Source organism: Streptomyces sp. Je 1-4 4N24 (assembly GCF_026239515.1).
GTDB classification, from domain to species: domain Bacteria; phylum Actinomycetota; class Actinomycetes; order Streptomycetales; family Streptomycetaceae; genus Streptomyces; species Streptomyces nigrescens.
Genome location: NZ_CP110836.1, coordinates 230,084 through 255,982, shown reverse-complemented (window position 1 = coordinate 255,982; position 25,899 = coordinate 230,084). Strand labels below are relative to the sequence as shown.

The 25,899-nt window shown below is 67.2% G+C and carries 22 protein-coding genes and 6 pseudogenes; 10 read left to right on the top strand and 18 right to left on the bottom strand.

Annotated elements, in window-relative coordinates; all coding sequences use genetic code 11:
* The first annotated feature begins 3 nt into the window (after positions 1-3).
* The 3 genes and pseudogenes from SLV14N_RS01210 (at position 4) to SLV14N_RS01200 (ending at position 2,891) form a co-directional block, all read left to right on the top strand.
* Positions 4-1,263: an MFS transporter gene (locus tag SLV14N_RS01210; RefSeq protein WP_208679324.1), complete on the top strand. Its 1,260-nt coding sequence runs from the start codon at positions 4-6 to the stop codon at positions 1,261-1,263.
* A gap of 46 nt (positions 1,264-1,309) precedes the next feature.
* A pseudogene (locus tag SLV14N_RS01205) lies at positions 1,310-1,739 on the top strand (TerD family protein); the annotation flags it as partial.
* Positions 1,740-1,742: 3 nt separating this feature from the next.
* Positions 1,743-2,891, top strand: coding sequence for a DUF475 domain-containing protein (locus SLV14N_RS01200; protein ID WP_263267580.1), 1,149 nt, complete (start codon positions 1,743-1,745; stop codon positions 2,889-2,891).
* Here the strand turns inward: SLV14N_RS01200 and SLV14N_RS38745 are convergent.
* Positions 2,826-3,170 (bottom strand): annotated as a pseudogene (locus SLV14N_RS38745) (helix-turn-helix domain-containing protein); the annotation flags it as partial. The gene SLV14N_RS01200 and the pseudogene SLV14N_RS38745 overlap by 66 nt on opposite strands.
* A 135-nt stretch (positions 3,171-3,305) precedes the next feature.
* Between SLV14N_RS38745 and SLV14N_RS01190 the strand changes: the two are divergent.
* Entirely contained in the window at positions 3,306-4,187 is an 882-nt protein-coding gene (locus SLV14N_RS01190; RefSeq protein ID WP_208679322.1) for an LLM class F420-dependent oxidoreductase, read from the top strand.
* A gap of 117 nt (positions 4,188-4,304) precedes the next feature.
* Positions 4,305-4,943, top strand: a pseudogene (locus tag SLV14N_RS01185) (histidine phosphatase family protein); the annotation flags it as partial.
* A 46-nt stretch (positions 4,944-4,989) separates the two neighbouring features.
* On the opposite strand, the gene SLV14N_RS01180 reads toward SLV14N_RS01185, so the two are convergent.
* The 9 genes from SLV14N_RS01180 to SLV14N_RS01140 form a co-directional block, all read right to left on the bottom strand.
* Entirely contained in the window at positions 4,990-6,351 is a 1,362-nt protein-coding gene (locus tag SLV14N_RS01180) for an aldehyde dehydrogenase family protein (RefSeq protein WP_263267577.1), read from the bottom strand.
* Positions 6,351-7,409 carry an AMP-binding protein gene (locus SLV14N_RS01175; RefSeq protein WP_263267576.1) on the bottom strand — a complete coding sequence of 353 codons (1,059 nt, stop codon included), beginning with the start codon at positions 7,407-7,409 and terminating at the stop codon, positions 6,351-6,353. The genes SLV14N_RS01180 and SLV14N_RS01175 overlap by 1 nt, the downstream gene beginning before the upstream one ends.
* A 228-nt stretch (positions 7,410-7,637) precedes the next feature.
* Positions 7,638-8,750, bottom strand: coding sequence for an FAD-binding oxidoreductase (locus tag SLV14N_RS01170; RefSeq protein ID WP_263267575.1), 1,113 nt, complete (start codon positions 8,748-8,750; stop codon positions 7,638-7,640).
* A complete protein-coding gene (locus SLV14N_RS01165; RefSeq protein ID WP_263267574.1) occupies positions 8,747-9,715 on the bottom strand; it encodes a hypothetical protein in 969 nt (322 codons plus the stop codon). The genes SLV14N_RS01170 and SLV14N_RS01165 overlap by 4 nt, the downstream gene beginning before the upstream one ends.
* 74 nt (positions 9,716-9,789) lie before the next feature.
* Positions 9,790-10,050 carry a hypothetical protein gene (locus SLV14N_RS01160; RefSeq protein ID WP_263267573.1) on the bottom strand — a complete coding sequence of 87 codons (261 nt, stop codon included), beginning with the start codon at positions 10,048-10,050 and terminating at the stop codon, positions 9,790-9,792.
* Positions 10,047-10,319, bottom strand: coding sequence for a hypothetical protein (locus tag SLV14N_RS01155; protein ID WP_263267571.1), 273 nt, complete (start codon positions 10,317-10,319; stop codon positions 10,047-10,049). The genes SLV14N_RS01160 and SLV14N_RS01155 overlap by 4 nt, the downstream gene beginning before the upstream one ends.
* A 726-nt stretch (positions 10,320-11,045) precedes the next feature.
* On the bottom strand, positions 11,046-11,426 hold the full coding sequence (locus SLV14N_RS01150; RefSeq protein ID WP_259670037.1) for a lantibiotic dehydratase family protein: 381 nt from the start codon (positions 11,424-11,426) through the stop codon (positions 11,046-11,048).
* A gap of 62 nt (positions 11,427-11,488) precedes the next feature.
* The gene (locus tag SLV14N_RS01145; protein WP_263267568.1) at positions 11,489-13,213 is read right to left on the bottom strand and encodes a styrene monooxygenase/indole monooxygenase family protein; all 1,725 of its coding nucleotides are present in this window, start codon (positions 13,211-13,213) and stop codon (positions 11,489-11,491) included.
* Positions 13,214-13,287: 74 nt separating this feature from the next.
* Positions 13,288-14,508 (bottom strand): styrene monooxygenase/indole monooxygenase family protein, encoded by a 1,221-nt coding sequence (locus SLV14N_RS01140; RefSeq protein WP_263267566.1) that lies wholly within the window; start codon positions 14,506-14,508, stop codon positions 13,288-13,290.
* 525 nt (positions 14,509-15,033) lie between these two features.
* Between SLV14N_RS01140 and SLV14N_RS01135 the strand changes: the two genes are divergently transcribed.
* Positions 15,034-16,014: an AraC family transcriptional regulator gene (locus SLV14N_RS01135; RefSeq protein WP_263267564.1), complete on the top strand. Its 981-nt coding sequence runs from the start codon at positions 15,034-15,036 to the stop codon at positions 16,012-16,014.
* A gap of 454 nt (positions 16,015-16,468) precedes the next feature.
* On the opposite strand, the gene SLV14N_RS01130 is transcribed toward SLV14N_RS01135, so the two are convergent.
* Together SLV14N_RS01130 and SLV14N_RS01125 are read right to left on the bottom strand one after the other, a co-directional pair.
* Positions 16,469-17,650, bottom strand: a complete 1,182-nt coding sequence (locus SLV14N_RS01130) for an acyl-CoA dehydrogenase (RefSeq protein ID WP_208679313.1) — start codon at positions 17,648-17,650, stop codon at positions 16,469-16,471.
* Positions 17,651-18,011: 361 nt separating this feature from the next.
* Positions 18,012-18,173 (bottom strand): annotated as a pseudogene (locus SLV14N_RS01125) (GNAT family N-acetyltransferase); the annotation flags it as partial.
* A 47-nt stretch (positions 18,174-18,220) separates the two neighbouring features.
* Between SLV14N_RS01125 and SLV14N_RS01120 the strand changes: the two are divergent.
* Positions 18,221-18,892, top strand: a pseudogene (locus SLV14N_RS01120) (IS5 family transposase); the annotation flags it as partial.
* Positions 18,893-18,997: 105 nt separating this feature from the next.
* Here SLV14N_RS01120 and SLV14N_RS01115 read toward each other — a convergent pair.
* Positions 18,998-19,333: a helix-turn-helix transcriptional regulator gene (locus SLV14N_RS01115; protein WP_208679310.1), complete on the bottom strand. Its 336-nt coding sequence runs from the start codon at positions 19,331-19,333 to the stop codon at positions 18,998-19,000.
* A gap of 175 nt (positions 19,334-19,508) precedes the next feature.
* Here SLV14N_RS01115 and SLV14N_RS01110 point away from each other — a divergent pair, with 175 nt between their 5' ends.
* Entirely contained in the window at positions 19,509-20,570 is a 1,062-nt protein-coding gene (locus tag SLV14N_RS01110; protein WP_263267561.1) for a DMT family transporter, read from the top strand.
* 51 nt (positions 20,571-20,621) lie between these two features.
* On the opposite strand, the gene SLV14N_RS01105 is transcribed toward SLV14N_RS01110, so the two are convergent.
* Entirely contained in the window at positions 20,622-21,053 is a 432-nt protein-coding gene (locus SLV14N_RS01105) for an SRPBCC family protein (protein WP_263267559.1), read from the bottom strand.
* Positions 21,054-21,740: 687 nt separating this feature from the next.
* Here SLV14N_RS01105 and SLV14N_RS01100 point away from each other — a divergent pair.
* Positions 21,741-21,896 (top strand): hypothetical protein, encoded by a 156-nt coding sequence (locus tag SLV14N_RS01100; RefSeq protein WP_265872751.1) that lies wholly within the window; start codon positions 21,741-21,743, stop codon positions 21,894-21,896.
* Positions 21,896-22,165, top strand: coding sequence for a CorA family divalent cation transporter (locus SLV14N_RS01095; protein ID WP_263272999.1), 270 nt, complete (start codon positions 21,896-21,898; stop codon positions 22,163-22,165). The genes SLV14N_RS01100 and SLV14N_RS01095 overlap by 1 nt, the downstream gene beginning before the upstream one ends.
* 569 nt (positions 22,166-22,734) lie before the next feature.
* On the opposite strand, the gene SLV14N_RS38905 is transcribed toward SLV14N_RS01095, so the two are convergent.
* The 4 genes and pseudogenes from SLV14N_RS38905 to SLV14N_RS01075 form a co-directional block, all read right to left on the bottom strand.
* Positions 22,735-22,956 (bottom strand): hypothetical protein, encoded by a 222-nt coding sequence (locus tag SLV14N_RS38905; protein ID WP_369292825.1) that lies wholly within the window; start codon positions 22,954-22,956, stop codon positions 22,735-22,737.
* Positions 22,957-22,982: 26 nt separating this feature from the next.
* Positions 22,983-23,345 carry a Ku protein gene (locus SLV14N_RS01090; protein WP_263267557.1) on the bottom strand — a complete coding sequence of 121 codons (363 nt, stop codon included), beginning with the start codon at positions 23,343-23,345 and terminating at the stop codon, positions 22,983-22,985.
* Positions 23,346-23,767: 422 nt separating this feature from the next.
* Positions 23,768-24,031 carry a hypothetical protein gene (locus SLV14N_RS01080; protein WP_208679305.1) on the bottom strand — a complete coding sequence of 88 codons (264 nt, stop codon included), beginning with the start codon at positions 24,029-24,031 and terminating at the stop codon, positions 23,768-23,770.
* A 745-nt stretch (positions 24,032-24,776) separates the two neighbouring features.
* Positions 24,777-25,507 (bottom strand): annotated as a pseudogene (locus SLV14N_RS01075) (alpha/beta hydrolase).
* Positions 25,508-25,899: the final 392 nt, after the last annotated feature.

Here is a 25,899-nt window from a genome sequence, read left to right as displayed (position 1 = left end):
CGCATGTCGACCACGGCTGCGGCCACCCGCGCCGTCCGGAACACCTTCTCCGGGCTCCCGCCCGCGTTCTGGTGGCTCTGGGCGAGCACCTTGATCAACCGGCTCGGTGCGTTCGTCTCCACCTTCCTCGCGCTGTACCTCACCGTCCAGAAGGGCTACTCGGCGTCCTCCGCGGGCCTGGTCGCCGCGCTGTACGGGCTCGGGGGCGCGGCGGGAAACCTGGTGGCGGGGGTCCTCACGGACCGTCTGGGCCGCCGGCCGACGCTGCTGGCGTCCCAGATGGCCACCGCCGGCACCGTCGCGCTGCTCGGTTTCGCCTCCCGTCCCACGACGATCGCGGCGCTCGCCGCGCTCGCCGGGATGGCCACCAGCGCGTCCCGGCCCGCGGTGCAGGCGATGATGACCGACCTCGTGCCGGAACGGCGGCGGGTGCGGGCGTTCGCCCTCAACTACTGGGCCATCAACCTCGGGTTCGCCCTGTCGGCATCCGCGGCGGGACTCATCGCCCGCTACTCCTACCTCTGGCTCTTCCTGGGCGAGGCGCTGCTGACCGCCCTCTGCGCGGTCGTGGCGTACTTCCGTCTGCCGGAGACCCGCCCGGCCGGCACCGGCACCCCGCGACCGGGGCCTGAGCCGGCCGGCGCCACCTCGCTGTGGACGGTGCTGCGCGACGTCCGCTTCATGACCGTGGTCGGCCTGAATCTGCTCCTGGCGATGCTCTACCAACAGGGCCTGGTCGCCCTGCCGTTGGCGATGGGCCGGGCCGGTTTCGACAGCACCGAATTCGGTGTGGTGATCGCGGCCAACGGTGTGCTCATCGTGGCACTGCAGATGCCGGTGACACGCTTCATCGAACACCGCTCACCGGGCCCGCTGCTGGTGCTCTCGGCCCTCCTCACCGGCGTCGGCTTCGGCCTCGGCGCCCTCGCCGACTCCGTCCCCTTCTACGTCCTGACCGTCTGCGTCTGGACGTTGGGCGAGATCGTCAACTCGCCCACCCAGATGTCCCTGGTGGCCAGGCTCTCCCCCGTTGAGGGCCGCGGCCGCTACCAGGGCGTCTACACCCTCTCGTGGTCGGTTGCCGCCTTCGCGGCACCGCTGCTCGGCGGCTGGGTCATCGACCGGTTCGGCGCCTCCGCCCTCTGGCTGGGAAGCCTGGCCGTCGGCATACTCGCTGCCCTCGGCTACGCCCACGTCATGCGCCGCCCCTGGGAGACGCCCCCCTCGGACGCCCCCGCGAAAACACCGGACACGGTGGCGTGATCCGGGCGTTGTCGGCGTCCCGGACGACCGGCGTGCGCGTCAGGCCCGGGCCGGGACGGGCTCGGTGGAGCACACCGGCGACAACCTCACTGGCGAGGGCGAGGGGGACGACGAGTCGGTCCTCATCGACCTCTCCAAGGTGCCCGCCCCGCCACCTGAGACGAGGTCGTCTTCCCGGTCTCGATCCACGACGCCGACGACCGCGGGCAGACTTTCGGCCAGGTCAGCAACGCGTTCATCCGCGTGGTGAACCTGCCGACGGCCAGGAGCTCGCCCGCTATGACCTCAGCGAAGACGCGTCCACGGAGACGGCAATGATCTTCGGCGAGGTCTACCGGCACGGCGACGAGGGGAAGTTCCGCGCCGTTGGCCCGGGGTATGTGTCAGGGCTGCGAGGCATCGCTCTAGACTTCGGGGTCAATGTTTCGCAAAGCCAGGTACGGCGCGGGGGAGCCCCGTACAAAACGATTGGGTAGCCAGTGCTTTTGAAAACGTTCGGCTGGTCGTTCGCGGTCACCGCGCTCGGCCTGGTCGCGGCGGTGTTCTACGGAGGGTGGACCGGCTTCGGGATCGTGGCGATCCTGTCCATCCTCGAGATCTCGGTGTCCTTCGACAACGCCGTGGTCAACGCCGGGATCCTGAAGAAGATGAATGCCTTCTGGCAGAAGTTCTTCCTCACCGTCGGCGTACTGATCGCGGTCTTCGGCATGCGCCTGGTCTTCCCGGTCGTGATCGTCGCCGTCAGCGCCAAGATCGGTCCGATCGAAGCGGTACGGCTCGCGCTCGAAGACAAGGACCAGTACCAGCAACTGGTGACCGACGCCCACCCGTCGATCGCCGCCTTCGGTGGCATGTTCCTGTTGATGATCTTCCTCGACTTCATCTTCGAGGACCGGGACATCAAGTGGCTCGGCTGGCTGGAGCGTCCGCTCGCCAAGCTCGGCAAGGTCGACATGCTCTCCGTCTGCATCGCGCTCATCGTGCTGCTCGTCACCGCGATGACCTTCGCCACCAACGCCCACCAGCACGGCGGCATCCATGCGAACAAGACGGAGACCGTCCTGATCGCCGGAATCGCGGGATTGATCACCTACCTGATCGTCGGCGGCCTCTCCGGCTACTTCGAGAACAAGCTTGAGGAAGAGGAGGAGCGCGAGCACGAGGCCGAGGAAGAGGCCAAGAGGAGCGGCAAGAAGGTCCCGGCGGTCGTGATGGCCGGCAAGGCCGCGTTCTTCATGTTCCTCTACCTGGAGGTCCTGGACGCGTCCTTCTCCTTCGACGGCGTCATCGGCGCCTTCGCGATCACCAACGACATCGTCCTGATGGCGCTCGGCCTCGGCATCGGCGCGATGTACGTCCGCTCGCTCACGGTCTACCTGGTCCGCCAGGGCACCCTCGACGACTACGTCTACCTGGAGCACGGCGCGCACTACGCGATCGGCGCCCTCGCCGTGATCCTGCTCGTCACCATCCAGTACGAGATCCACGAGGTCATCACGGGCCTCGTCGGCATCGTCCTGATCGGCTGGTCCTTCTTCTCCTCGGTCCAGCGCAACCGCAGGCTAGCGGCGGCCGAGGGACAGGACACGGGGTCCAACGAGAAGGCTGAGGTCTCCTCCGGCGTCTGAGCCGGGCCGCCGGCGCACCTCCGGCGGCATACGCCGCCGGGGCCGGCACGGAGAGGGAACCAGGGCGTCGAACCCGCCCTGGTTCCACTCCAGGACCCAGCGGTCCAGCGTGTAACGGCTGATCCGCACCCGCCTGCCGTCGGCGTCGATGTGCTCCTGGTGGCCGGCGACGCGGGTGATGGCTGCCGGGTCGAGGCTGACCCTGCGCAGGGCGGCCTTGAAGGTGACTTTCAGCAGGGCGTCCGCATGCTCCGCCATGCCGTGCACGCCGCGGGTCACCATCTCGACCACCCGCACGCGGTCATGCACCGCAACCATGAAGTTGCCGAGAAGACCTCAATGGATAACTGATTGCGATGATCTCGTCCCACCCAGCGGGATGACGGGGGAATCATCGTTTGGTATACAGGCATAATGCCTTTACAGCGCCCCTTCCGCTTCGGTGTCAACATGTTCGTTCCCGGTTCGCGACGCGAGTGGAGCGCGAAGTGCCGCAGAGCCGAGGAACTCGGTTTCGACGTAGTCGGAGTGGCCGATCACCTGGAGTTCTCCGCGCCGTTTCCCGCAATAGTGCTCGCAGCTGAAACGACCGAACGGGTACGGCTGAGTACATTCGTGTTGAACACACCGTTCTACAACCCCGTCCTTCTCGCGCGTGACGTGGCGAGCACCGACCAATTCGTCGACGGGCGTATGGAACTCGGGCTCGGCGCAGGCTACGTGAAGGCCGAGTTCGACACCGCGGGGATACCGTTCCCCAGCGGCGGAAAACGGGTCGAACAGCTGGAACAGACTGTGACCACGTTGCGTCGTCTGTTTGAGGACGCAAAATATCAGCCGCGTCCAGCCCAACCATCCGGGCCACCACTGCTGATTGCGGGCTGGGGCGACCGGCTGCTGCGGCTGGCCGCCGCGCACGCCGACATCATCGCCTTTCCCGGAGGCTGGGCCAGCACCACCGGTGATGCACTCCATCTGGCCGGAATCGCGCAGACGGAAGAACGGGTCACCTACGTGCGCGGCCTACTCGGTGACCGCGCCGACTCTGTGGAGCTGAATCTCCTGGTGCAGGAGGTGATTCCGCCCGCCGAACGCGCCACGCTACCTGACAGGTTCGCGCCGCTGCCGCCCGACGCCGCGGACAGTCCCGAGGAGTTGCCCAGCGTGTTGATCGGAACACCGGCGGAGATGGCGCAACAACTCAAGGAACGCCGCGAACGCTACGGCTTCAGCTACTTCACGGTCATGGAATACAACATGGAGAACTTCGCCCCGGTCATCGCCGCGCTGCGCTGAACTACACACTTCGCCACAATGCCTCCGACGACGAAGGCTTTGATCGAAAGAGGTGACCCGATTCGCATCGGCTCCAGAACTAACCGTGGAGAGGCCGGCGTGAATCCCGCGCTCGCCGACCAGGGCACCCCCACGACCCTTATGCTGCTACGCCACGGTGAGACGGCATTGACACCGGAGAAGCGGTTGTCCGGCAGCGGCGGCTCCGATCCGGCGTTGTCGGAGGCCGGGCGGCGGCAGGCCGAGGCCGCCGCGAGGATGCTCGCGGCACGCGGCACGGTGCAGGCGGTGGTGTCCTCACCGCTGCGCCGAGCCCAGCAGACGGCCGAGACAGCGGCACGCCGGCTGGGCCTGGACGTCCACGTCGACGAAGGGCTCAGTGAGGCGGATTTCGGTGCCTGGGAGGGGCTTACCTTCGGCGAGGTGCGCGAGCGCTACCCGGACGAGATGGCAGCGTGGCTCGCCTCTCCGGCGGCGGTGCCGGGCGGAACCGGGGAGACATTCACCGCGGTTGCGCGCCGGGCCGCGCTCTCGCGGGACCGGCTCCTTGCGCGTTACGAGGGGCAGACGGTGCTGGTCGTTTCGCATGTCGGGGTGTTGCGGACGCTGGTTCGGCTGGCGCTCGGCGCGCCGCCCGCGTCGCTGTTCCGGATGGAGCTCTCGGCGGCCTCGCTGTCGGCCGTGGCCTATGACGGGGCCGGGAATGCCTCGGTGCAATTGCTGAACGACACGTCGCACCTGGCGGACCACCGCTGAATTCGGCAGCCGATGGGGGCGCTGCCCGGCACAGCGCCCTCGTCGGTCAGCATCGAATCGTCTTGGTGCGCATGAGGAATTCGGAGAGATAGCCGTCATGCGGCAGTCCGTGCTCCATCCACGGTGTCGGATGGTCACCGACGTAGACGTTGGCGATGGTCGGCTCGGCCACCAAATCGCCGATCAGGTTCGCGTCGGTGGTGACGGCAGTGAGGACGAGGGTGTCGCGCAGCGGCCGGACCCCGGCGTCGCGGTCCCACGGTGCAATCCACGCACAGGGGAAGCCCAACTCCATCCCGAGCTGTTCGGCGAACGGGCTGTCGAGCTGGTGCACCGCCGGCCGGAGCACCGCGGAACCGTCGCCGAGATCGTCGACGATACCGTCACCGCCGAGCCACGCCTTGGTGCCCGCTGCCCGCTGCCGCAGATACCCGTCCCACCGACGGGCGGGACCGACGGGCATCACGGGCAGGACTGCGCGTTCGTCCGTCGCGGGCAGGCTGGGCAGCGCGGCGAGGCGTTCGGCGATCGCCGCGGCCACGGGGGAGGGGTCGCCCTCGACCAGTACGCCGGTGGCGTTGACGCAACCGACGCCCCCACCACTGCTGATCGACTCCACGATGGTGTCGACGATCGGCTCCCACTCGGTTTCGGCGGTGATGAGTATCTTGGAGCGCCCGGGGCCCTGCGGCAGAATGCGTCGATCGCCCGCATATTTGCCCACGACATCCGCACCGCCGTACACCATTCCGAAGTCGGCGTGGCGGAGGATGTCGTCGGCCACGTTGTGGTCGGTGGGCAGCAACACGATTCCCTCGTCGCCGAAGCCGGCCTCGCGCAGGGCAGTGACCAGCCGATGCGGGGTGAACGGCTCACGACGGGAGGGACGCACGGCAACGCGATAGCCGAGCGCGAGGGCATCGAACCAACCCTGGTGCACCGCAGGGTGGTTGCCCGCCGCATGGACGGCGAATACCTCACCGCGCCGGGTCCACAACGCCGCACCGCCCTGAGCCCGCGGATCGCGCCACGAGCTGACCGCACCGGCCGGCCGCGCGTTCTCCATGCTGTGGTGGATCCGCTCGGCGGCCCGCGCAATTTCGTCGGTGGCATTGCGCACCACCGTGATCGGTATCCCGGTGACCGCGCTGACGGTTTGCTGATATTCCTCCGGCGTCAGTCCCGCGATCGACTGCGTGGCGAAAGCCCGGCCCGCCTGTGCGAACGCCGCGATCCGTGTGTCGACGGGTAGCGCCGGCGCTCGGCGCAGGGCCTTGATCGCGCGGGTGATGTAGAGGGAGGGTGCGAGACTCAGTGTCGCGACCGGGTTTCCGGCAAGATCTCGAATGGTCTCCTGGCGCCGGGAACGATAGGGGCCGCCGGGGCCGAGAACGTCCAGGGACAACATCAGTACACGCCCTCGATCACCTTCGTGTCGCCGAAGGACGCCACGGGTGCGACGTCTGCGACCGCATCACCGAAGCCGCCGTCCACCGGTGCGATCCGGGTTGCGTAGTCCCGCTCGATGTTGTTGACCAGCAAGGCACTTCGGCTCATGTGATGCACGACTATCTGCCCGCGCTCGCCGTACGGAACAACCCGGCCGGTGTCGGGGTCGATCACCCGGAACGTGGTGTACGGAGCGAAGGAGTCGAACACGCACGGCTCGTCGTCACCGAGGCCGGGTCGCTCCACCGATGTCCCCAGCATCATCGTGCCGCCGTACCCACCGACAAACTTGGCGCTTCCGAACACCTCGTCGCGCAGCAGATCTCGGGTGTCGGCGTCCAGATGTGTACCGCCCCAGATGATCGCGCGAACCTTCCGGTTCACCAACTCGACCAGATCGTCGTGCTGCGCGAGGCGCTCCAGCATCGGCGGGGTGGCGAAGAGAACGCCCACATCCTGGCCGGCCAGAACGTAGCCGACCTGTTCGATGAGGTGATCGGTGTAGGTGTCGGCCATGTCCGTCCGGCCCTGCGCGATCAGCTTCTTCACCCATCGCGGGTCCAGATCGATGCTGAAGTTCAGCCCACCCCGAGCCATCGCGGCGTCGTCCGCCATTGCTCCGACATTGTGCGGCCCGGTGGGAACCGCACTGAGCCAGTCGACATTTCGAGGTACGCCGTGAGAATCCAGTCGCTCACTGAACCATTCGACGCTGCGCCGCTGCCACTCCGCGGTGTACATCACTCGCTTGGGCGGCCCTGTGGTACCGCCGCTCTCGTAGACTGCCGCCCCGTGCTCGTCACCGTAGCCACGGGGAATCAGCTCACGGACGCCGACATCGCGCAGCTCGTCCACCACATTGGGAAACAAGCCGAGATCGTCGAAATCCCGGACATCGGTCAGCGGATCGAAGTCGAGGGTCTCGGCGCGTTTCAGCCAGAACGGTGACCCGGTCTCCGGGCTGAAGTGCCACCGAATCATCTCCCGAACGAACTCTCCGTCAGTGTGCTCGACCATGGATTTTCCTCTCGAAAGAGCAGACATGCCGCCGACAGTGCAGATATCCCTATGCACCCTGGGTTTCAACAATTTTCGCTTCACGTGACCGCTCAGGTTCGTCGCCACCCTGCAGGAAGCGTTCGACCAGGCGATCCGCCGCGGACACTCCGCGAAGCCCGACCCGCCACCGGGCGGAAGGAAAACCTTCGCCCGCCGCCTGGTGGACCGGCTCAATTCCTTTCTTTCCTACCCGGTCTCGGCCGGACCGCTGAGGCAGCGGGCGGTGGAGAGGCCGGCCGTGTCGATCCAGGATTTCTTGTCGAGCACGAGGTTTCGGATGATCTCTCCGGCGGCAGGTGCTTGGCACAGTCCCTGACCGGAGAATCCAGCCGCGTAGAGGAACGGGCGGGAGCGATCGCGGCCGATGAAAGCCATCCCGTCCGGACTGACATCGAGGTCTCCGCTCCACCCGTTCTCGATGCCGTTGCCGGCGAGGGGCGGGCAGGTCGTGCCGAGGTGGTGTGACACCCGTTGTAGCCAGGTCTGTCGGGTTTCATCCGGAGCGGGGCGGCCCATCCCGACGAGGATGCGGTCTCCCCAGCTTCGAATCCGCAGGCTGGACGGGTGCATGGTCATCGGCAGAGCGTTGCGCGGGGCACTACCGGGGGCGTCGGTCAGGAGCATTTCGACGGGGTATGTGGTCACCGGAATGCGCACGTCGGCCATGGCGGCGACCGTTCCCGCCCAGGGGCCTGCCGCGCAGACGATGGTGTCGGCGCGGATGCTGCCCGCAGGCGTGTGGACCCGCCCATCCGGATCGATGCTGGTGACGGGTGTCTCCGTGCACAGGATGGCGCCGGCCTGCTGGGCGACCGTGGCATAGCCGCGCACGATCGCGGCGGGGTCGCAGGCGTAGGCCTCGGGCGACCAGGCTGCCGCGAGGATGGTTCGCCCGTCGACCAGCGGGTTGAGCCGCGCTGCTTCAGCAGCGGTCACGAGTTCGACATCCACTCCAGCTGCCTGCTGGGCAGCTTGGGTGTGTCGGAAGTCCTGCACCTGGTGTTCGTCGGTGAACAGCACGAGTAAGCCGATACGCTTCAAGCCGAGGTCGATTCCGGTCCGTTCGGTGAAGGCGTGGTAAGCCGCCAGGCTCCGGACGGCAAGGCTGCTGATGAGAGCGTTGCCGGGAAAGTAGGTACGCACAACGCCCGCGGTGGTCCCGGACGATCCCGATCCGAGCGCGCCACGCTCCAGCAGGACGGTACCTACGCCCGACTCGGCGAGCTGGCACGCTATCGAGTTACCGATGACGCCCCCGCCGATGACGACGGCGTCCGCACGTTCGGGGAGTTGGTTCACGACTGGCGGACCGATTCAATGGAGCGCAGTTGACGCAGGTGGTCTCCGGCGTCCCACGGGTACAGGTGCAGATTCCAACCACCCAAACAGTTGACGTAGAGGGCCAGTTGGCTCACCACACTCAGGAAATCGTCTCGATCGAGCTGGTCGAGGCAGGTCAGGAAGCGCTGGGTGAAACTCCACAGCTGCTCCAGGCCGCAGTAGCCCAGAAACTCGGCCGGAAGACCGACCAGCAGGCGCGCCATGTGACGCAAGGAATCCATCGGCATGCCCTGGACCGTGGCCCGGACCAGACCACCGTAGGTGGCATACCCCAGCGGGCGGGTCTCACCGTTGACGAACAACAGAGTGGGTAACACCGTCTCAAAACTCCCTGCCCCGGAAGGGATCAACCCCTCGTGGAGATCGGCGAGTTCCTGCGGTGCGGACAGCCAAGCCCGCTCGGTCGCGGTGTACACGTCGTGGATGAGACGTTTCGCGTCGGGATCTGCGGCGGTCAAATGCGGAAGACGGTGGCCGCCTTCCGTTCCCGCCTTGCGGACCTCCGCCAGGATCGGCTTCTTCGTCGAATAGACCGAATCCCAGATCGCCTTCCCGGCCTCCAGTAGTGCGGGCATATCCTCCTGCCGGATCCGGCCCACCGGGGATGCCGGCATCGGTTCGGTCAACGTGCCGTACTTGATGCCTAAATGCTGTAGCGCGGAGCAGAATACGGTCCCATCGGGCGCCTCGCGTCGATCTGCGATCCGAGTAGACGCGGACAGATGCAGCAGTGACGGTATCGGTGCCGCGTGATATAGATGCTGTCCCGCCACCAGCGCGTGTCCCTGCAGGCTCTGGTAGGGCAACGCCTCCCACAGCGCGTCGGCAAGTTCAGTGTTGCGTCCGTCGAGTTCCGCGGTCACGGTGATACCCAGGTCGGGCCAGGCGATCTCGATATGCCGACCGGAAAACGTTTCAGTCAAGATTTTCCCCTTCGTTCAGTGAGATGTCGCCGCTGCTATTTCTCTGCGAATGAGTCACGGGCGGAGTCGGTTTCCTACGTCATCATGGCAATGGCCGTCTCGACGACCTCGGCATCGCCCCCGGCATCCCGTACCACTTCTATAGGCACGGCACGCGCATCCGATAATGCTTGACCATTTGGTTGGGTGTGTTCCATCCGCTCACCTCGGCTGACGGCAATGAGAGAGCCGCGACACCGGGTCGCCAGCGATGACTGCTCTTGCCCTTGGGGCGCTTCGGCCTCGCCGAGGAAGACCAGGTCCCCCTCGGTGGTGGTCAGCGCCTGCACGTTCATGCCGTGTTCGCGGTGTTTTGCCTGGTAGAGCGGATCCGGATGGCCTCGGTGGCCAGGCGGGTGCAGCGCCAGGCGGACATCCAGGCGCCGTCCAGCAGCAGGCGCAGCCCTTCCTCGGAGGCGGCGAGGGCGTCGGCCGGGCTGGGGGCCAGCGCGGCGAGGGCATCGATGCCCTCGTTGACGTAGCGGCGAGCGGTCTCGGTGCCGATCCCGAAGTGGCATCCGAGCTGTCCAAAGGTGTCGCCCTTGGCGAGCAACGCCAGCAGCACGAGCGCCTGCCCCCACGGCGCCAGGGCTCCCAGATACCGCCCGCGTCATCCCTTCGGGCGGCGGTCAGGTTCTCTCGTCAGGAAACCAGGTCGGAGGGGACATCGAGCCTGGCGCGATAGGTGACCAGCGAAGCTCCTTGTGTTGCACGGTGGTTGACTCTCCATGCGACACCGAGGGGCTTCGTTGCGTTACGGATCCCGCCCTCAACCGAACCGGGCACGATGGGATTCGCTCAGTCACATGATGGGAATTCATCTGGCTGGCGACACGCTTCATTAGCCATTTACGCTGCTCGGGAATGGGCGTGAATTTTTCTGGTCTCGCATAAATGGCGGACTCTACACAATTTTTAGCAAAATCATCAAGAATCTTGTCGCGCATAGCGGCATGGCAAGTCACGCCGAAACGCCCGTACTTCAGATTGTCTAGCATGTCTTTACGTGATCACCCCTCCGACACATCGAGGGAGAAGTAAGCAATTCAACAGCTACACGGTCATGGGCAAGTCCCCTGATGAAACCGTGTACCCCGTGAAGGTAAGCCTCGTTATAGATATTTCCACTGACAGTAACTGGATCGCTGACTTGCAGCTGCCAACCGAACCGGTCTAACAAGCATCCCTCCGAGGCCTATCGAGGTCTTCCTAAACGATGCTGTCTCTGAATTAGAGAATACATGCCAGGCTCAACTGGTCAACCCTTCACATCGGATTCGACCCAAGGTGCTCATACAGCGGCGGTGGTGTGGAAGCCGTCCGGCAGGCTGATGCCGGTGACCGGCTCGGTGCACTCCAGTGGCGGGATCAGCACATGCGGCCCGTAGTGCTCCAGGAAGCGGTGGCGGTGGCGGTAGGTCTGCCAGGAGGGGGTGCCGTAGGGGTAGGGCGTGAGCCGGGCCAGTACGGTCGCGGCGGCTTCGGCTTCCCAGGCGACCGCGTGGGGCAGCTGCACCTCGGCATCCAGGTGCAGGCCCACTGCCGGCGGTTCCGGGACGTCACCGCTCTCGCGCATCCGTTCTGCCGCGGTGTCTTCCCGCGGAGGCCGGGAGGCGGTTGTGCTCCGGAGACCATCGCGCCCGGGGCGTCGATAGGGGAAGTCCGGTGTCATAGGACAACCTCGGGAAGTCTCTCTCCATCGCGCAGAAGGACGGACCTGATCCCCATGCTCGTTCACAGATCTGGATGCTTCGTCGCCACGTGGTAGTACCCCGAGTGGAACACCAGAGGGGTACCGCCGTCGGCCTCGTACTGTTCGACCTCGCCGAGGAAGATGATGTGGTCGCCGGCGTCGAGGCGTTGGACGGTGCGGCATTGGAAGCGGGCGACCGCGCCGTCCAGGAGGGGGGTGCCGGCGATGCCGGGGGTGGTGGGGGTACCGCGGAATTTGTCGTCGGCCGGGGTGGCGAACTGGCGGGACAGGTGGTGCTGGTCGGCGGCCAGTATGTGGACGGCGAAGTGCGAGGCGTCGGTGAAGTCCGGGAGGCTCGGGCTGTTTTTGCCGGGGCACCACAGGACGAGGGGCGGGTTCAACGAGACGGAGGTGAAGGAGTTCGCGGTCATGCCGACGTTGCGGCCGTCGGGGGCGCGGGCCGTCACCACGGTCACGCCGGTGGCGTACTGGCCCAGCGCGCGGCGCAGTTCGCGGCCGTCGAAGCGGGCGGCCTGCTGGGCGCGCTTCTCGGCGAGGAAGCGGTGTGCCTCGGCCTCCTCGAACCACCAGCGGTAGAGGGTGCGCGGATCGTCGAATCCGGCGGCGAGGGCGCCGGCGACAGAGGGGATTTCGGCCGCCGCTGTCAGGAGGTCGTGGTGGTGGGGACTCAGGTCGGTCAGGAGGGAGTTGGTCCAGCCGACGGCCCATTGAGCCCAGCCACGCCAGAAGTTGTCGAAGGTGAGCTGCATCCACTGCGGGGTGAATTCGGCGGTGCCGTGGCGGAGGATGCTGTCGAGGTAGTGGGTCGCGGCCTGGGCCGCGTTGTTCGAACCCTGGCCGGTGATCGGATCGTTGAGGATGACAGCGTCGGCCATGCCGAGGACGTGCCGGCCGGAGGCCAGGCGGGCGACCGGGTGCCGGACGGTCGGAGTGAGCCTGCCGCGCAGCACGCCGCCGTTGTCGGTGAGCCGGGCGTGCCGGTAGCGCTCGTGTTCGTCGGGGAAGAACCGGTGGAGGATTTCCAGTGAGCGGGTGAGGTGGCCTTCAGACGTGCGGATGTCGTCCCAGCAGTCCATCGGGCCGCCGGGGACGCCTTCGAAGACCATGATGTCGCAGGGTCCGGTGGTGGTGAGGGCCGGAAAGGAGAAGTATTCGCCGACGCCGGGGACCAGGCGGTAGTGGATGGCGTCCTCCCCCTCCCGCGGTGCCGCTCCCGTGACGTACGTCAGGGCCAGCGCACGGCGCGGCCGGTCGTACGGGGAGAGTTCGGAGTTGCGCGGGAAGAGTTGGCTCAGCTCGCCCTTGCCCGTGGAGACCACGACGAGATCGTGCGTACGGGCGTACCATTCGAGGTCGTTGACGCCCGCCTCGTGCAGCACGATCTCGCCGCGGCCGCCGTCCGCGAACTGCTCGATCCAGGCGGCACACTTGACCCGCTGGTCGACGGAGTGGGCAGGTCCCTCCAGCGGCGCGCGCCAGGAGACGTTCGGAGTACCGTGCGGACCGATGAGAGAGAGCGCGATGCCGGAGATGTCCGGGGCCTGGTCCTCCCAGTGGTGCAGGCCGAGTTCGCGCTCGCCCTGCAGCGCGGTGTCGAACATGCACTGGCTGGACATGACCGGGCCGCGACGTATCTCGTCGGGGTCGCGGTCGGTGACCAAGGTGACGTCATAGCCGTGTGCCTGGAGCCCCAGGGCGAGTTGGGCACCCGCCTGCCCGGCTCCAACCACCGCGATCCTTCTCATGTCCTGCTGTCCCGATCTCGTTACGTTGAATCGCTGACGTAGCGTCAGTTTGCTTGTCTGGCTCCTGACGGAACTCAGGCGCCGGCTTCCGTCAGGTAGTTCTTCGCGGCGACCGGGTCCAGGAACCAGTGGAGCAAGTCGCGCGGGTCGTCGAAGCCGTTGACGAAGCGGGAGGCGATACGGGAGTTGGCGCTCGCCGCGCCGAAGATCTCCAGGACGTGCTGCGGCGGGGCACCGAGCATCGCGTTGGTCCAGACGGTGGCAGACTGCGCGTTGTCCCAGAAGCGGCCGAAGGCCAGCTCCATGAAGGCGGCGTCGTACGGGCGCTCGCCGTGGTCCAGGATGGTGGCGAGGTAGGAGGCCGCGCACTTCGAGGCGTTGTTGGACCCCTGGCCGGTGATCGGGTCGTTGAGGACGACGACGTCGGCGAGGCCGAGCACCTGCGCGCCGGAGGGCAGGGTGGCGACGGGCTTGCGGACGGTCGGCGCGAAGCGGCCCGCGAGGGTGCCGTTCCAGTCGGTGAGTGTGACATCGGTGCAGCGCTCGGCCTCCCACGGAACGTACGTCCGCAGCAGCTCCTGGAACTTCGCCAGCTGCTGGTGGGGGGTGAGCCCGTCGAAGCAGTCGAGCGGGCCACCCGGGATGCCCTCGAAGAACATGATGTCGCAAGGGCCGCTGGTGGTGAGGCTGGGCATGGTGAAGTACTCACCCACACCGGGGATGACGTTGAAGCTGACGCCGGGGCGGTCGGGCAGCGCTGCCATGCCGGTGACGTACGCCAGGGCCAGCGCGCGCTGCGGAGCGTCGTAGGGGGAACGTATGGCGTCCCGCTCGAACAGCCCGGCGATCTCGCCCTTGCCGGCCGCGACGATTACCAGGTCGGACTCGGCGGCGTAGCGCTCCAGGTCCTCGATGCCGGCCTCGCAGAGGTCCAGACGGCCGCCGCGGCGTGCGAACTCGCCCATCCAGAGTGGCATTTTGACGCGCTGGTCGATGGAGCGGGCGGTGGCCTCAAGGCGGGCGTCGAAGGAGAGCGCCCGACCGCCCCGGCCGTCGGCGATGCTCACGCCGAGACCGGCGATCGACGGGCAGGCGTCGCCCCAGAAGTCGAGGCCGAGGTTGCGCTCGTGGGCCAGCGCGGTGCCGAACATGGCCTGGCTGGACATGACCCGGCCCTCGCGGATCTGGTCTCCGGTGCGGTTGGACACGATGGTGACGTCAAAACCGTGGTCGACCAGGCCGATGCCGAGCTGGAGACCGGCCTGGCCGGCTCCGACGATGGTGATCTTGCGCATGAGGGGGATCTCCGGGGTTGGGGTGTGCGGTTTTTTGAGGGGAGCCGTGCAGTGCCGTGAGCTGTGCAGCGTTTCGGCACGTGGCGGCGTCAACGAGTGGGCGGCGGATGTGTGGAATGCGGCTGCCCGCCGGAGGGGGCCGGCGGGCAGCCGCGGGACGCCGGGTCACCTGTAGGGCCGGGGGAGGGGCCCCGGGTAACCCGGCCGGCTAAAGGGGCCTGGCCGAATCGGCGAGCCGGGGCAGCAGAGGCAAGGGTGCCGCGACGTGCGGGGGTACGGCCTTGGCGGCCCTCGCCGCGCCGGTCGCGCGTAATACGCCAAGCGCGCATCCGACGGGCTGTCCGCTGGGCGTGCCTTCGCCTCTGACGAGCGCAGTCCGGCCCGGCACTCCCTGCATTGTTGATTCCCAGGATTCTCTCGGGTCCACGGCGGTCGGGGATCAATCTTGGTATGGCAAGATCACCTCCGCTATCCGGATCACGCGGGTTGCTGTCCCGAACGCGCATCTCGGCGGTGGAGGTTTACATGCCCGCTGAAGAGTCCCCCCTCGCAAATCACCAGCGGTTCCATACAGCGGACATTTGGGAGGCGCGGGCCGAGGTCGGTCGCGCCTTCTGTCCGCATGAGCTGCACATCGTGCGGCGCTCGGCGACGCTCGACGCCAGGCTGCACGGCGCACCCTTCGATCGGACAGGTCTCTATTACCTCGATTACGGAACGGAAGTCCGGATCACACCGGGCGATCTGGAGAGCTTTTTCCTTGTCCAGATCCCGCTCGCCGGTTACGCCGAAATCACCTGCGGCCGCGAGGAGATCATTTCCTCCCCAGAACTCGCTTCTGTCCCCTCTCCGACCGGAAAGTTGGACATGCGCTGGGGCGACGGCAATCCGCAGCTGATCGTGTGGTTCGACCGATCCTCGCTGGAATCGCACCTAGGCAGTTTGCTCGGCCGCACCGTGCGCCGCCCGATCCTCTTCTCGCTCGGCATGAACCTCACCACACCGGGCTCCCGATCCTGGCTCAACATCGTCGACCTCATGCGCCGGGAGGCGGAGGGGCCTGGTGGCATGACAAGCCGGCCCATCGTGACCAAACAGCTTGAATCACTCCTCATGACCCAGCTGTTGATGGCTCAGCCCAACAACTACACGTCGGCGCTGCTCGGCGAGCAGCCGCGCGTCGCACCGCCCGCGGTCCGCCGCGCCATGGAGGTCATCGAGGGACACGCCGCTGAGCCGCTGACGGTCGCGGAGATCGCGGAATGCGTCGGCGTCGGCGTACGGGCCCTTCAGGAAGGCTTCCGCCGGCACCTCGACACGACACCGCTCGCGTACCTGCGCGAGGTCCGCCTGGACCGCGTACGCAAGGAACTCCTGGCCTCCGACCCCGGAGCCGCGACCGTCACCGCCGTCGCCTCCCGCTGGGGCTTCCTGCACCCGGGACGTTTCTCACTCGCGTATCGCCAACAGTTCGGGGAGTCGCCTTCGGAGACGTTGCGGGCATAGGAGAAGCTCGGCTTCCGACCGGCCTGACGATCAGCGGGCGACGGGCAGGACGATGCAGGCCTTTGTGTCTGTCCTCAGCCTTGACAGTGCCGCTCGGCCTCGACCAGGCAGGGCCGCCAGGCTGCGGCGGGGCGGCGGAGCACCAGGTTCGGGCGTGCTCGTTGCCCCCACATCTCGATGAGGTCTTCCAGGCCCCGGGGCTGCCGTACAGCCGGCCCAGGTGGTGGAAGATGACGCATCGAACACGACTACGGGGAGATCCGTCGCACTGGGGGTTGGTGGTGCCGTGGATCCGCTATAGGATCCCCGGCCGCCCGTGTGGATACTGATCACCATGCGCATCGACTTTGACCCCGCTGCCAAGCGGTGGCGTCGCAGCAGGCACCATGAAATCGGGGAGCCAGGCGAACGTCGGCTCCCCTTTCGTGCCGGTGCGCACTCGCCGGCCTGGTGGTCACGGCGTCAAGTCGAGAAATTCCCAGTGCGCGTGGGGTTGCGCGCCGCTGAGCCATTTCCCGCAGTTCTGCAGGACCGTGGGGCTTGAGGTGATGTGCTGGGTACCTGTGCCGAGATCACGCAGAAACCGGTCGATCGGCCCGCGCCGGATCGCCGCCGTCCCCGCCCATCGGTGCACCGTCTGACCCACGTCCTGCACGGTCCACGTCGCGTGGTTGAGCGCCAGCCTGAGCAGAGTGTCCTGCTCGGTACTCGGCAACTCGCGTGCATCCAGGGTGCCTTCGATACCTCGCCATACCTCCATCGCCCACGCCCGTGCCGAACGAAGCTTGGCTTCGGCGGTCGCGTACTCCGCGTGGAACTGCGCGGTGTCGACGGCGGCGTTACGTGTGCCGGATTTGGCCGCGGCGACCAACTTCAGTTCATCGAGCAGGCGCCGCCCGACACCGAGCGCCCAACCGGTGTGTCCGATTGCGGACATGTTGACCAATCCGAGGCGGTAGATCGCGCCGCCGTTGGCCGGGTCCGTCGTCGTTGCCAGATACGTGTGCGTCGCCGGGACAAGCACATCGGCGCAGTGGTAATCAATACTGTGCGTCGCACGCAGTCCGAGCACATCCCAGTTGTCGACGAGTTCCACCTGCGACTTCGGCATCGCCAGCACCCGCAGCTCCCCGGTGCCCTCGACCTGGATCGCACTGTGGATATGAGTGGCGTGCGCCATGCCGGAGGCGAACTGCCAACTGCCGCTCACCAGATAGCCACCCTCCACCGGGACGGCCCGGCCGGGCCGGGTGCCGTGCCCAGCCAACAACGCGTGGTCCCCACCCGCGACATCCGGGAACAAGTCGGCCGCCGCAACGGCATCGAGATAGGCCGCAGTGGTGCCGGTCATCAACTGCAGCGCCATCATCGTCCAGCCGGCCGCGGAATCGTGGTAGCTGACCCGCTCGACTGTCCCTATCAATTGGCGTGGGGAGAACTCGTAGCCGCCGAGGCTCTGCGGCAGTGCGGCCCCCACGACCCCAGCACCCAGCAACGCCCGCGCGATGTCCTCGGTGAGTCTGCCGCGTTCCTCGGCCGCGTCCGCGTCCGCCTCAAGCACCCCGCCGAGTGCGTCGATCCGCTCGAGCATCGCGGGAAATTCCGGGCTGACATGCAATCCGATCGAGACCGCCATGGATGGTTGCTCCTCGCCGTCAGTATTGAGTCAGCGTCACCATAAGGGAGGAGCCGCACCGTTCCTCGGCATGCCCAAGGAATTCCCGTGCTGAGGAAGGCTGTTACAGCTCGATCTGCGTCGTGAGCCGCCGTTCGAGGTACTTGGCCAAACGCGGTGCCTGCGAAGCGCCGAGGAAAGCGGTCTCGGCTGAGAGGACGGCGTTAGTCCCGGTCAACGCGCGTCGCGGGGGTGTGACAGGCGACCGTTGCCACGAGAAGACTCAGGGGTTCTGCCGGAAGCGTGCCCTGCTGGCATAACGCAGAGCGCGCGGTTCACAGAAGTCGAAACGGAGATTCGCCTCAGGCCAGGCGGGCCAGGTGTCGTCCTGGATACGGGCGTGGAGATGTTCGTCGTGCCGGCCGTCTGCGTGGAGCAGGGCGCTACACATGGTGCCTTCCAGGAGGAAGCCGGCTTCGGTGGCGATCCGGCAGGATGCCGGATTGGCGACGGAGTGGGTGATGCACAAGCGATGGAGCCCAAGGCTTGGAAGGCCCAGTGACTTACCCGGATGGTGGCGTCGGCCATGACCACAACAGGCTGCGGATGTGGGCCATCGATGGCACGTGGGAGCAGGTGTTCATCGCATTGGTAGTTCGGGCGGACGCGGACGAGGACCTGAACTGGGCCGTCCCGGTGGACTCCACGCTTGTGCGGGCTCATCAGCACGCTGCCGGGGCCCGCAAAAAAGGGGCTCCGGTAGGCGAACCGGGCGACCATGCCATCGGCCGGTCTGGCCGCGGGCTGACCACAAACATCCACCTTGCTGCCGACGACCGCTGTCGGCCACTGGGCTTCGTTCTCAGCGACGGTCAGGCCGGCGACGCGCCCGCATTCACTGACGTCATGGCCCGATTGCGCGTTCCCCAACGCCGTGGACGGCCCCGCACCAGGCCGAACGTGGTCCGTGCCGACAGGGCGTACTCCTCCCGCGCGATCCGCGACCACCTACGCAAGCGCGGCATCCGCGAGGTGATTCCCGTTCCGGCAGATCGGCGAGGTCACCGACTGCGCCGGGGAAGCCTGGGCGGCAGGCCACCGGCCTTCGACCGTGAGATGTACAAGCAGCGCAACACTGTCGAGCGGTGTATTGACCGCCTCAAGCAATGGCGTGGCCTGGCGACCCGCTACGAGAGGACCGCGACCATCTACCTGGCCGGACTCCACATCGCGGGCATTTTCCTTACGTTGTTGGTGGGTTGATTCCGGTCACTCGTAGGATCGGAAGACCCAGGGGTGCTGGGTGTGGCTGGGCATCTTCAGCCCACTGGTGGCTTCCTCTGGTCCGCCCGATGACAAGCGAACTGCCTAGTCGGCACGGAGGACCAGGTCGAGGAGGCCGGGGAAGCGGGCGTCGAACTCTTCGTGGCGCAGGCGGTTGAGTCGTTTGGTGCCCTGGTCGCGCTGTTCGACGAGGCCGGCGTCGCGCAGGACGGAGAAGTGGTGGCTCTTGGCGGCTCTGCCGACGGATACGTCGAAGTTACTGCAGCTGAGCGTCCAGTCGGGGTGGTCCGCCAGAGTGCGGATCAGATGCATGCGCACAGGATCCGCGAGCGCGGACAGGGCGGTGAGCACGGGGACGTCGTCGGGGTGGGTGTGCACGGGGGCCGGTCGGTGCCCTGCGCCTCCAGCCTGCTCCGGCATCCCTCGACTCCCTCCGCGGCCCCGCACTCGCTTGCTGAATGTTCGATCCCCATCATACATTGCTAATGTTCGCTTCCGGTTGAACATTCCCCGGCAGGCAGTTGACGTCGTCGGCCGCCTCCAAGAACCACGTCCGGGCAGTCCCATGCCCGGGCCCAGAACCGCGGACGGAGAAATGCAGCAAAGAAGCGCGGACCAAGGATTCTCCGCCGTCGCGGGCAAGGTGCCCGCGCCCTGTCTCGTACTGGCCGGAGTCAGCGGGATCCAGTTCGGAGCAGCCCTCGCCCCCAGCGCCTACCCCCAGGCAGGAGCCGCGGGCGTGGTGTTCCTGCGACTCCTCATCGCCGGCCTGATCCTCTGCGCGCTGTGGCGCCCGAGGCGCCAAGCCCTCAAATCGGCCAAGGGAGCCTGGAAGACCGTGCTCGCCGCCGGAACCCTGCTCGCCGGACACCACATCGCCTTCTTCGAAGCCGTCAACCACATCCCGCTCGGGATCGTCGCCACGATCGAATTCCTCGGCCCCTTCGCCATCGCCCTCGCCGGCTCCCGCCGCGCGCTCGACCTGCTCCCCGCGTGCCTGGCCGCAGGAGGCGTACTCCTGCTCGGCGGCGGAGGCGGTACCTCTCTGCCCGCGGTAGGCCTCGTCCTGGCCGCAGGGGCGGCCTGCTGCTGGGCCGGGTACATTCTGGTCTCCGCCCGCATGGCCACCCGCCTCAGCGGCGGCCAGGGCCTGGCCGTGGCCATCGCCTGGGCGGCGCTGCTCAGTGCCCCCTATGGCATCGCGCGCGCCGGGTCCAGCCTGCTTGACCCGCACGTCCTGTGGGTGGCGACCGTCGTGGCAGTGGTATCCAGCGTGCTGCCGTACTCGCTCAACCTGGAAGCCTTGCGCCGGATTCCGCCGCGCGTCTTCGGCGTACTGACGAGCCTGGAGCCGGCCGCGGGCGCCCTGTTCGGCCTGCTCGTCCTCGGCCAGCGCCTCGACCGGTCCCAGTGGCTCGGCGTCGCCGCAGTCGCCTGCGCCTCCATAGCCGCCACCTACCTGGGGCCCGGAAGGCGCAGGATTTCACGCGTCCGGGCAATGAGCGGCTCTCTCCCCAAGGAGGGATCTGCGCGCAACGGGGCCGGCATCCCGAGGGCGCCCGGTAAGGCGACAATTCATTCCCCTGACCGGTCATCCGGCAACGTCGAAGATGTTCATGTCTCGATTCCGCGACATGAGTCAAATGAGAGGCCCTAGAAGCGGTGGCCGGCCCCCGCGTTGCCGTAGGCGCCCGTGTTGCATTCCTTGTCAGTCGGCTGGCGCCGTCTCCCTTGCGATCAGGCTGGCCAGGTTATCCAGTCCGCCGTCGAAGACTCCGGCGACGACGCCTTCCGCGTCCGCGGCAGGAATTCCCGACGGCTGGAACTCGGCCTGCCACACGATCTCGCTCGTGGTCTCGGTCCTCGCGTGCACCCGGATCTCGGCGACAAAGCCGGTAACCGGCATCGGGCCACCGGTCACCCGGTACCGGTGGAAGTACTGTCCATCGTCGAGGAGTTGCTCGACGACCTCGCCGCCTCCCGGGAGGACCGCAATGCGCGAGCGCGTGGCGTCTTCGCGGCGGGTGTCGGTGACGGCCGGGAGCCAGGTATGCAGCGCATAGAAGTCCGAGATGAGGGACCAGGTGTGCTCCGCGTCGACCGGGTAGGTCTTACGCTTCTCTATGTTGATCGTCGTCATGGAACGGTTTCTCTCCTGAGGCGATTGCTGTGGACGGCCAAGGGGCAGGAGCCGCTTGGTGCCGCTCGTATGAGGTCATTGCCGCAGCCCGGAAGGCGTGTTCCTTCCTCGGCTCGCCACCGAGGCGCTCAGCGGCGGGTGGGCTGGGGCACCGGCTTTCGGAACGGGTTGTGGGACGCCCTCAGGCAGGAGCCGGACATGCTGGGCAATCCCGCCTCCGTCAGGCTAGGCGGAAGAGCGGCGCCCTCGCCACGCTTGAGGGTGGGTGAGCTACACCCATGAACCAGCGTGCAACTTGCACACATGCGTGACGTAATTTTCGCGCCAACCGCGGATCGGCTCCGTGAGCTGCACCGCCCGGGCAGTGACCCACAGTGCGAACTTTCCCGCCTCGGAGGAGCTGTTCCTGGTGCTCCAGCGCACGCAGCGGACGGCAAGCGCTTCTCCATCTGCTCGGTCATCGAGGAGGCTTGAAGGATCTGTCACAGACGGCGGGCGGCAAATGCAGGGATGTCATTTCGCGTGAACAATCAGGCCACCGTCGACCGCCAACTGACGCCCGAACCGATGGACAAACGCTGCCGCTTGAAGTGAACGAAGCCACTCGGGAGCATGGAATGCGGCGGCGGAAGCATCCCTTCTCGAGAGAAGGCATGGAGTGTCTGATCTACGAGAAGCAGACGTGTGTTGGGCGATTACCTGATGCTGCATCCTCTGGCCATCGAGGACGCGGTCCAGGCTCACCAGCGGCCGAAGCAGGAATGCTACGGCGACGTGCTGGCGGTCGCGGTGAAGACGCTCTGGTTCGTTGAGCAGGCCGCGGATGTGGAACCGGCGAGGTGATGATCTTCCTCGGCTCGTCCTTCGCGCTGACCGTACGCCACGGCGCGAACGATCCCACAGTGGAGGCGGCCCGCCGGCTCGTGGAGCAGCCGGACATGCCACAGCTCGGACCGGTCAGCGTCCTGCACGCGGTGACCGATGTAGTCGTCGACGCCTACGCGCAGGCCGCTGCCCAGGTGCGGATGGACCTGACGGAGCTGGAGAAGCGCGTGTTCTCACCCGCCCGCGAGGACCGACCTGACCGAGGGGATCTACTCCCTCAAACGTGAGGTAGTGGAGTTCCGCGACGCCATCCAGCCGCTGGTCCCGGTCATGCAATCCTTCACCACGGCGCGGGATGGCTGGCCACGGCAGGTCGTGCCGTACTTCTCACGGCCGTCTCCCAGGTGGAGGCGAGCGGCGCCTGGGTATCGCGCTTACCGGGACGTGAAGAAGCAGAGAGGGGCGTCCGCGCCCGTCAGCCGGTGCCGTGACCCCAGATCTCCGGCCCTCGACCGCGTCAGTCGATCATCGGGTCGTCCAGCCGCATTTCTGCGGGGTTTAGGCCGGCTCGGCGCAGTGCTCCCAGCAGATCAGCCGCGCCGGAGGAGCGAGGTGTGAGCATCGGGCAGCTGGTCGAAGCGCTTGCCGCGGAGCAGCCGACAGCGGCACAGCGGCACAGCGGGCAGAGCGGCCGGCGGCCGACCGGGAAGCCGTACGCCGCATGACGGGCGTGGACCTCCGCGACGAGGAGTTCGAGCAGGCACCCGACGTGCTCGGCAACCTCTACAAGATCGCTGCCGAGAGGGTCCGGGCCGGCAAGGGCACCGCGGCGTGATCATCCTGGACACCAGTGCCGTCAGGGCGCTCGCCAGCGGCCACAAAACGCTGAATCTCCTGGCCGGCAACATGGCGAAGTCGCCCGGCAAACACCTCGGCACCCCGGTGCTGACGGGCCCAGGTCTCCAGGCTCGCGCACCTCGTCGCGCCACAGCAGGCTCTGCAGCACGAACGCTCCTTGGCGGGGGCGCAGCACCGCGAGTCTTCCGCGCTGGCGGAGGGCCGTTTTGCGGATGCCCACGTAGCTGGTGCGCGCGAGAGCCTCGGTCAGCAACACATACGGCGGTCCGCGGCCGCCCCGTCGGGCGCCGCGTAGTAGGCGCAGTCATAGCTGATCGGGTCGATATCGGCGCCCGGGACGAAGCCGAGGACTTCCCGCACGTGCCGTGTGGGCAGGGGAAGGCGTTCGAGGTCTTCGTATGTGATCGGCACCAGCCGTCCGTCCGGCAGCTCCGCCGCCCGCTCGACGTCCCCGTACGGGACTTCCTCCTGCGTCCTTCCGCGGGCCTGGGCGGGGCGAGTGCCCGTGGTCAGCGATGGCTGGTGCCGCCGGCGACGCGTGCCGGGTTCTCGCCGGCCGGCGTGGGGATCGGTCGGGCGTTCACCGCACGCTGCGACAACCCACGCCAACGGCTGGGCCCCGTAGCTGCGCGGGGCGCCTCAGGGCACCGCCCACCGGAGCCTGGCCGGCGTCATCATCCCGGTGACCCGCCTGGGTCAAGGCGGTCGGGGGCGGTACCCACGCCGACCACGAGTACCTGGTGATCGACGCCATGGCCAAGCGGGCGGACCGTGTTGCCGGATTGGTGAGCGCGAGGCGGACAACCAGGCGAACGGGAACGTCCAGAGCCTGCGCGACCACGCGTGACCTGCCACGATGCGGCGGCTCTGGAGGCGGGCAGCGATCCCGGGCGTCGTAGCAGGACTCGCTGTGCCGCCCCTGCCACCGAACGTGCCGACTGCCAGGGGCAGCGCCTCTGGCGGCATGAGAGATGCCCGGGACGGGGAATCCCGGGCACCGGCGCGCTTGGACGGACAGGAGGCGACGGTCGTCAGTAGCCGCCAAGGCCAATGATGACCACGTAACCACCAAAGCCATAACCGTGGTAGTCACCGTAGTCGTAGTAGTCGCCGTACCCACGACCATGGTCGTGGTAGTAGCCCCGGTCATGTCCGTCGTCGTGGCTGGAGTAGCTGACCGGTGCGTGTGTCGGGGTGGCGGACGCCGTCCCGGCGGTGGCAACCGCGGCGCCACCTGCCAGCAGGAGGCCTCCTGCGGTCAGAGCAATGGCTCGTGTCAAACGATTGGTGGACATAGGTCCACACCTTCTTCAGGCTAGGGATCTTGCGGCCCGCCACCTGACGATGAGTTCCCACAGGAGGCGGGAAGTTCGGCAGCTGCCCCCGGGAAAACCGACCCTGGCGGTCACGCCATGGACAGGGTCGGATATGCCGCCTAGGTACCTTTTACGTAGACCTTACACCCGCACCTAGGCGCCCCCAAAGACGCGGTATGGGGAATTGGGTGTATCGGGCAAGGAAGTGCATGAAGGGTCGCGTCGAACTGCATCCACCCACTGCTCGCCCCGGCAGCGATGTGCAGGGGGAGGCTGATCCGCAGCCGCGCGAGGTCGCTCACCACTGCCCGGTTGGTCCACAACCGCCATGGCGGCATGCGTCCCTCCGGCTCCAAGGACTACATCCCCGGCCCGGCGCCTGCTTCCAGCCCTGCTGCCACTTCCCCTGCAACGGACCAACACGCTATGAGATCTACCCGGGCATTACGGCTCCGCGCAGCTGGGACAAAGCCCCTGAACTCCAGCGACAGTTCAAAGAAGTCACCAGCGTATATAAGTCCTGGGGCAACCCACGCTTCGAAGACGGCCCGTTGGCCGGCACGCGAATCCTGTTTGCCTCGACGAAGCCTGCTACCGGATCGGGGGCTGCCCTGAAGAGGTCTACAGCTACAGCAGGCTGCTCGCCGCCGCTGCGGCTGGCTCACTGCTGTGCGAGCGCCGCGAGTTTTGGAGTGAGGAGGCACGCGGGTTCGCCCGGGGTTGGTCAGGCAAGATGAGGTCTCAGGTGCCGGGCGAAGAACCGGTCCCCGTCCTCCACCTCGAACCACGGGGTGCCGGTGTGCCCGCCCGTATTGGCGTGCAGCGTCTTCTCCTTGGTGCCGAGGGTGTCGAACAGGTCCAGGGCCCGCTGCCGGGGGTTCCCTTCGTCGTCCCACTGCAGCAGGAACAGCAGCGGAATGGTGACCTGCCGGGCCTCCTCGCGCTGGGCGCGGGGCACGTGACCCCCGGCGAAGAAACCGGCGGCCGCGATGCGCGGTTCGACCACTGCCAGCCGAATGCCGATGGCGGTCATCCCCGAGTAGCCGACCGGGCCGCCGATCTCGGGCAGCGACAGGAGGGCGTCCAGGGTGGTCCGCCATTCCGGGACCGCCTTTTCGACCAGCGGGCCGATGAAGGACTCGAAGATCTCGTCGACCGGCTCGCCGGCCTGCATCGCCCGGCGGAGGTCGGCGCGGGCCTGCTCGTCGGCGGCGGAACGGGGCCGGTCGCCGTGACGGGGTGGTCGACGGCGGCCACCGCATAGCCGTACGCCGCGGAGTGCCGGGCCCGGGCCGCCAGCCGCGATTCCCGCTTGTGCAAGCCGCCGCTGTGGCCGATCAAAATCAGCGGGGCAGGTGCGGATCCAGACGTCCACAGGATGCCCGGGATCTCACCGAGGGCGAATTCGCGTTCGAGGACGCCGTCGTCGAGGCGCTTTTCGCAAATGAATCGCATGGTCGTGCCTTTCGGGAGTGCTCGTGAACGGCGCTCCCGGACGACCTACCGTCCGACCGCGACCCCGGAGGGGAGCACCCATGTCGATACTGCGTTCACGGGTACCACCTCCTCATTCTCTCGCACGGCCGCCGGAAAACTAGCAGTGGTCGCCGTGGTCCGCCAACGGTTTTGCGGAGGCTCCGTAGCTGGATGCCACGGAGCCACTCGTCTAAAGGCCAAGGCCGTGTGGTTAAGGGCTTCGGGCCGGTGTGGTCACGGTGTGGTGTAGGCCGGGACGTAGGAAGCGGAGTCCTGTCAGGGACGGTTTGGCCCGGGCCTGGTACAGCTGCGACGATGCCGCCGTCATGAGCCTCCGTGGTGGGCCGGGCGCGCCCTGGGCTCCCGTTCAC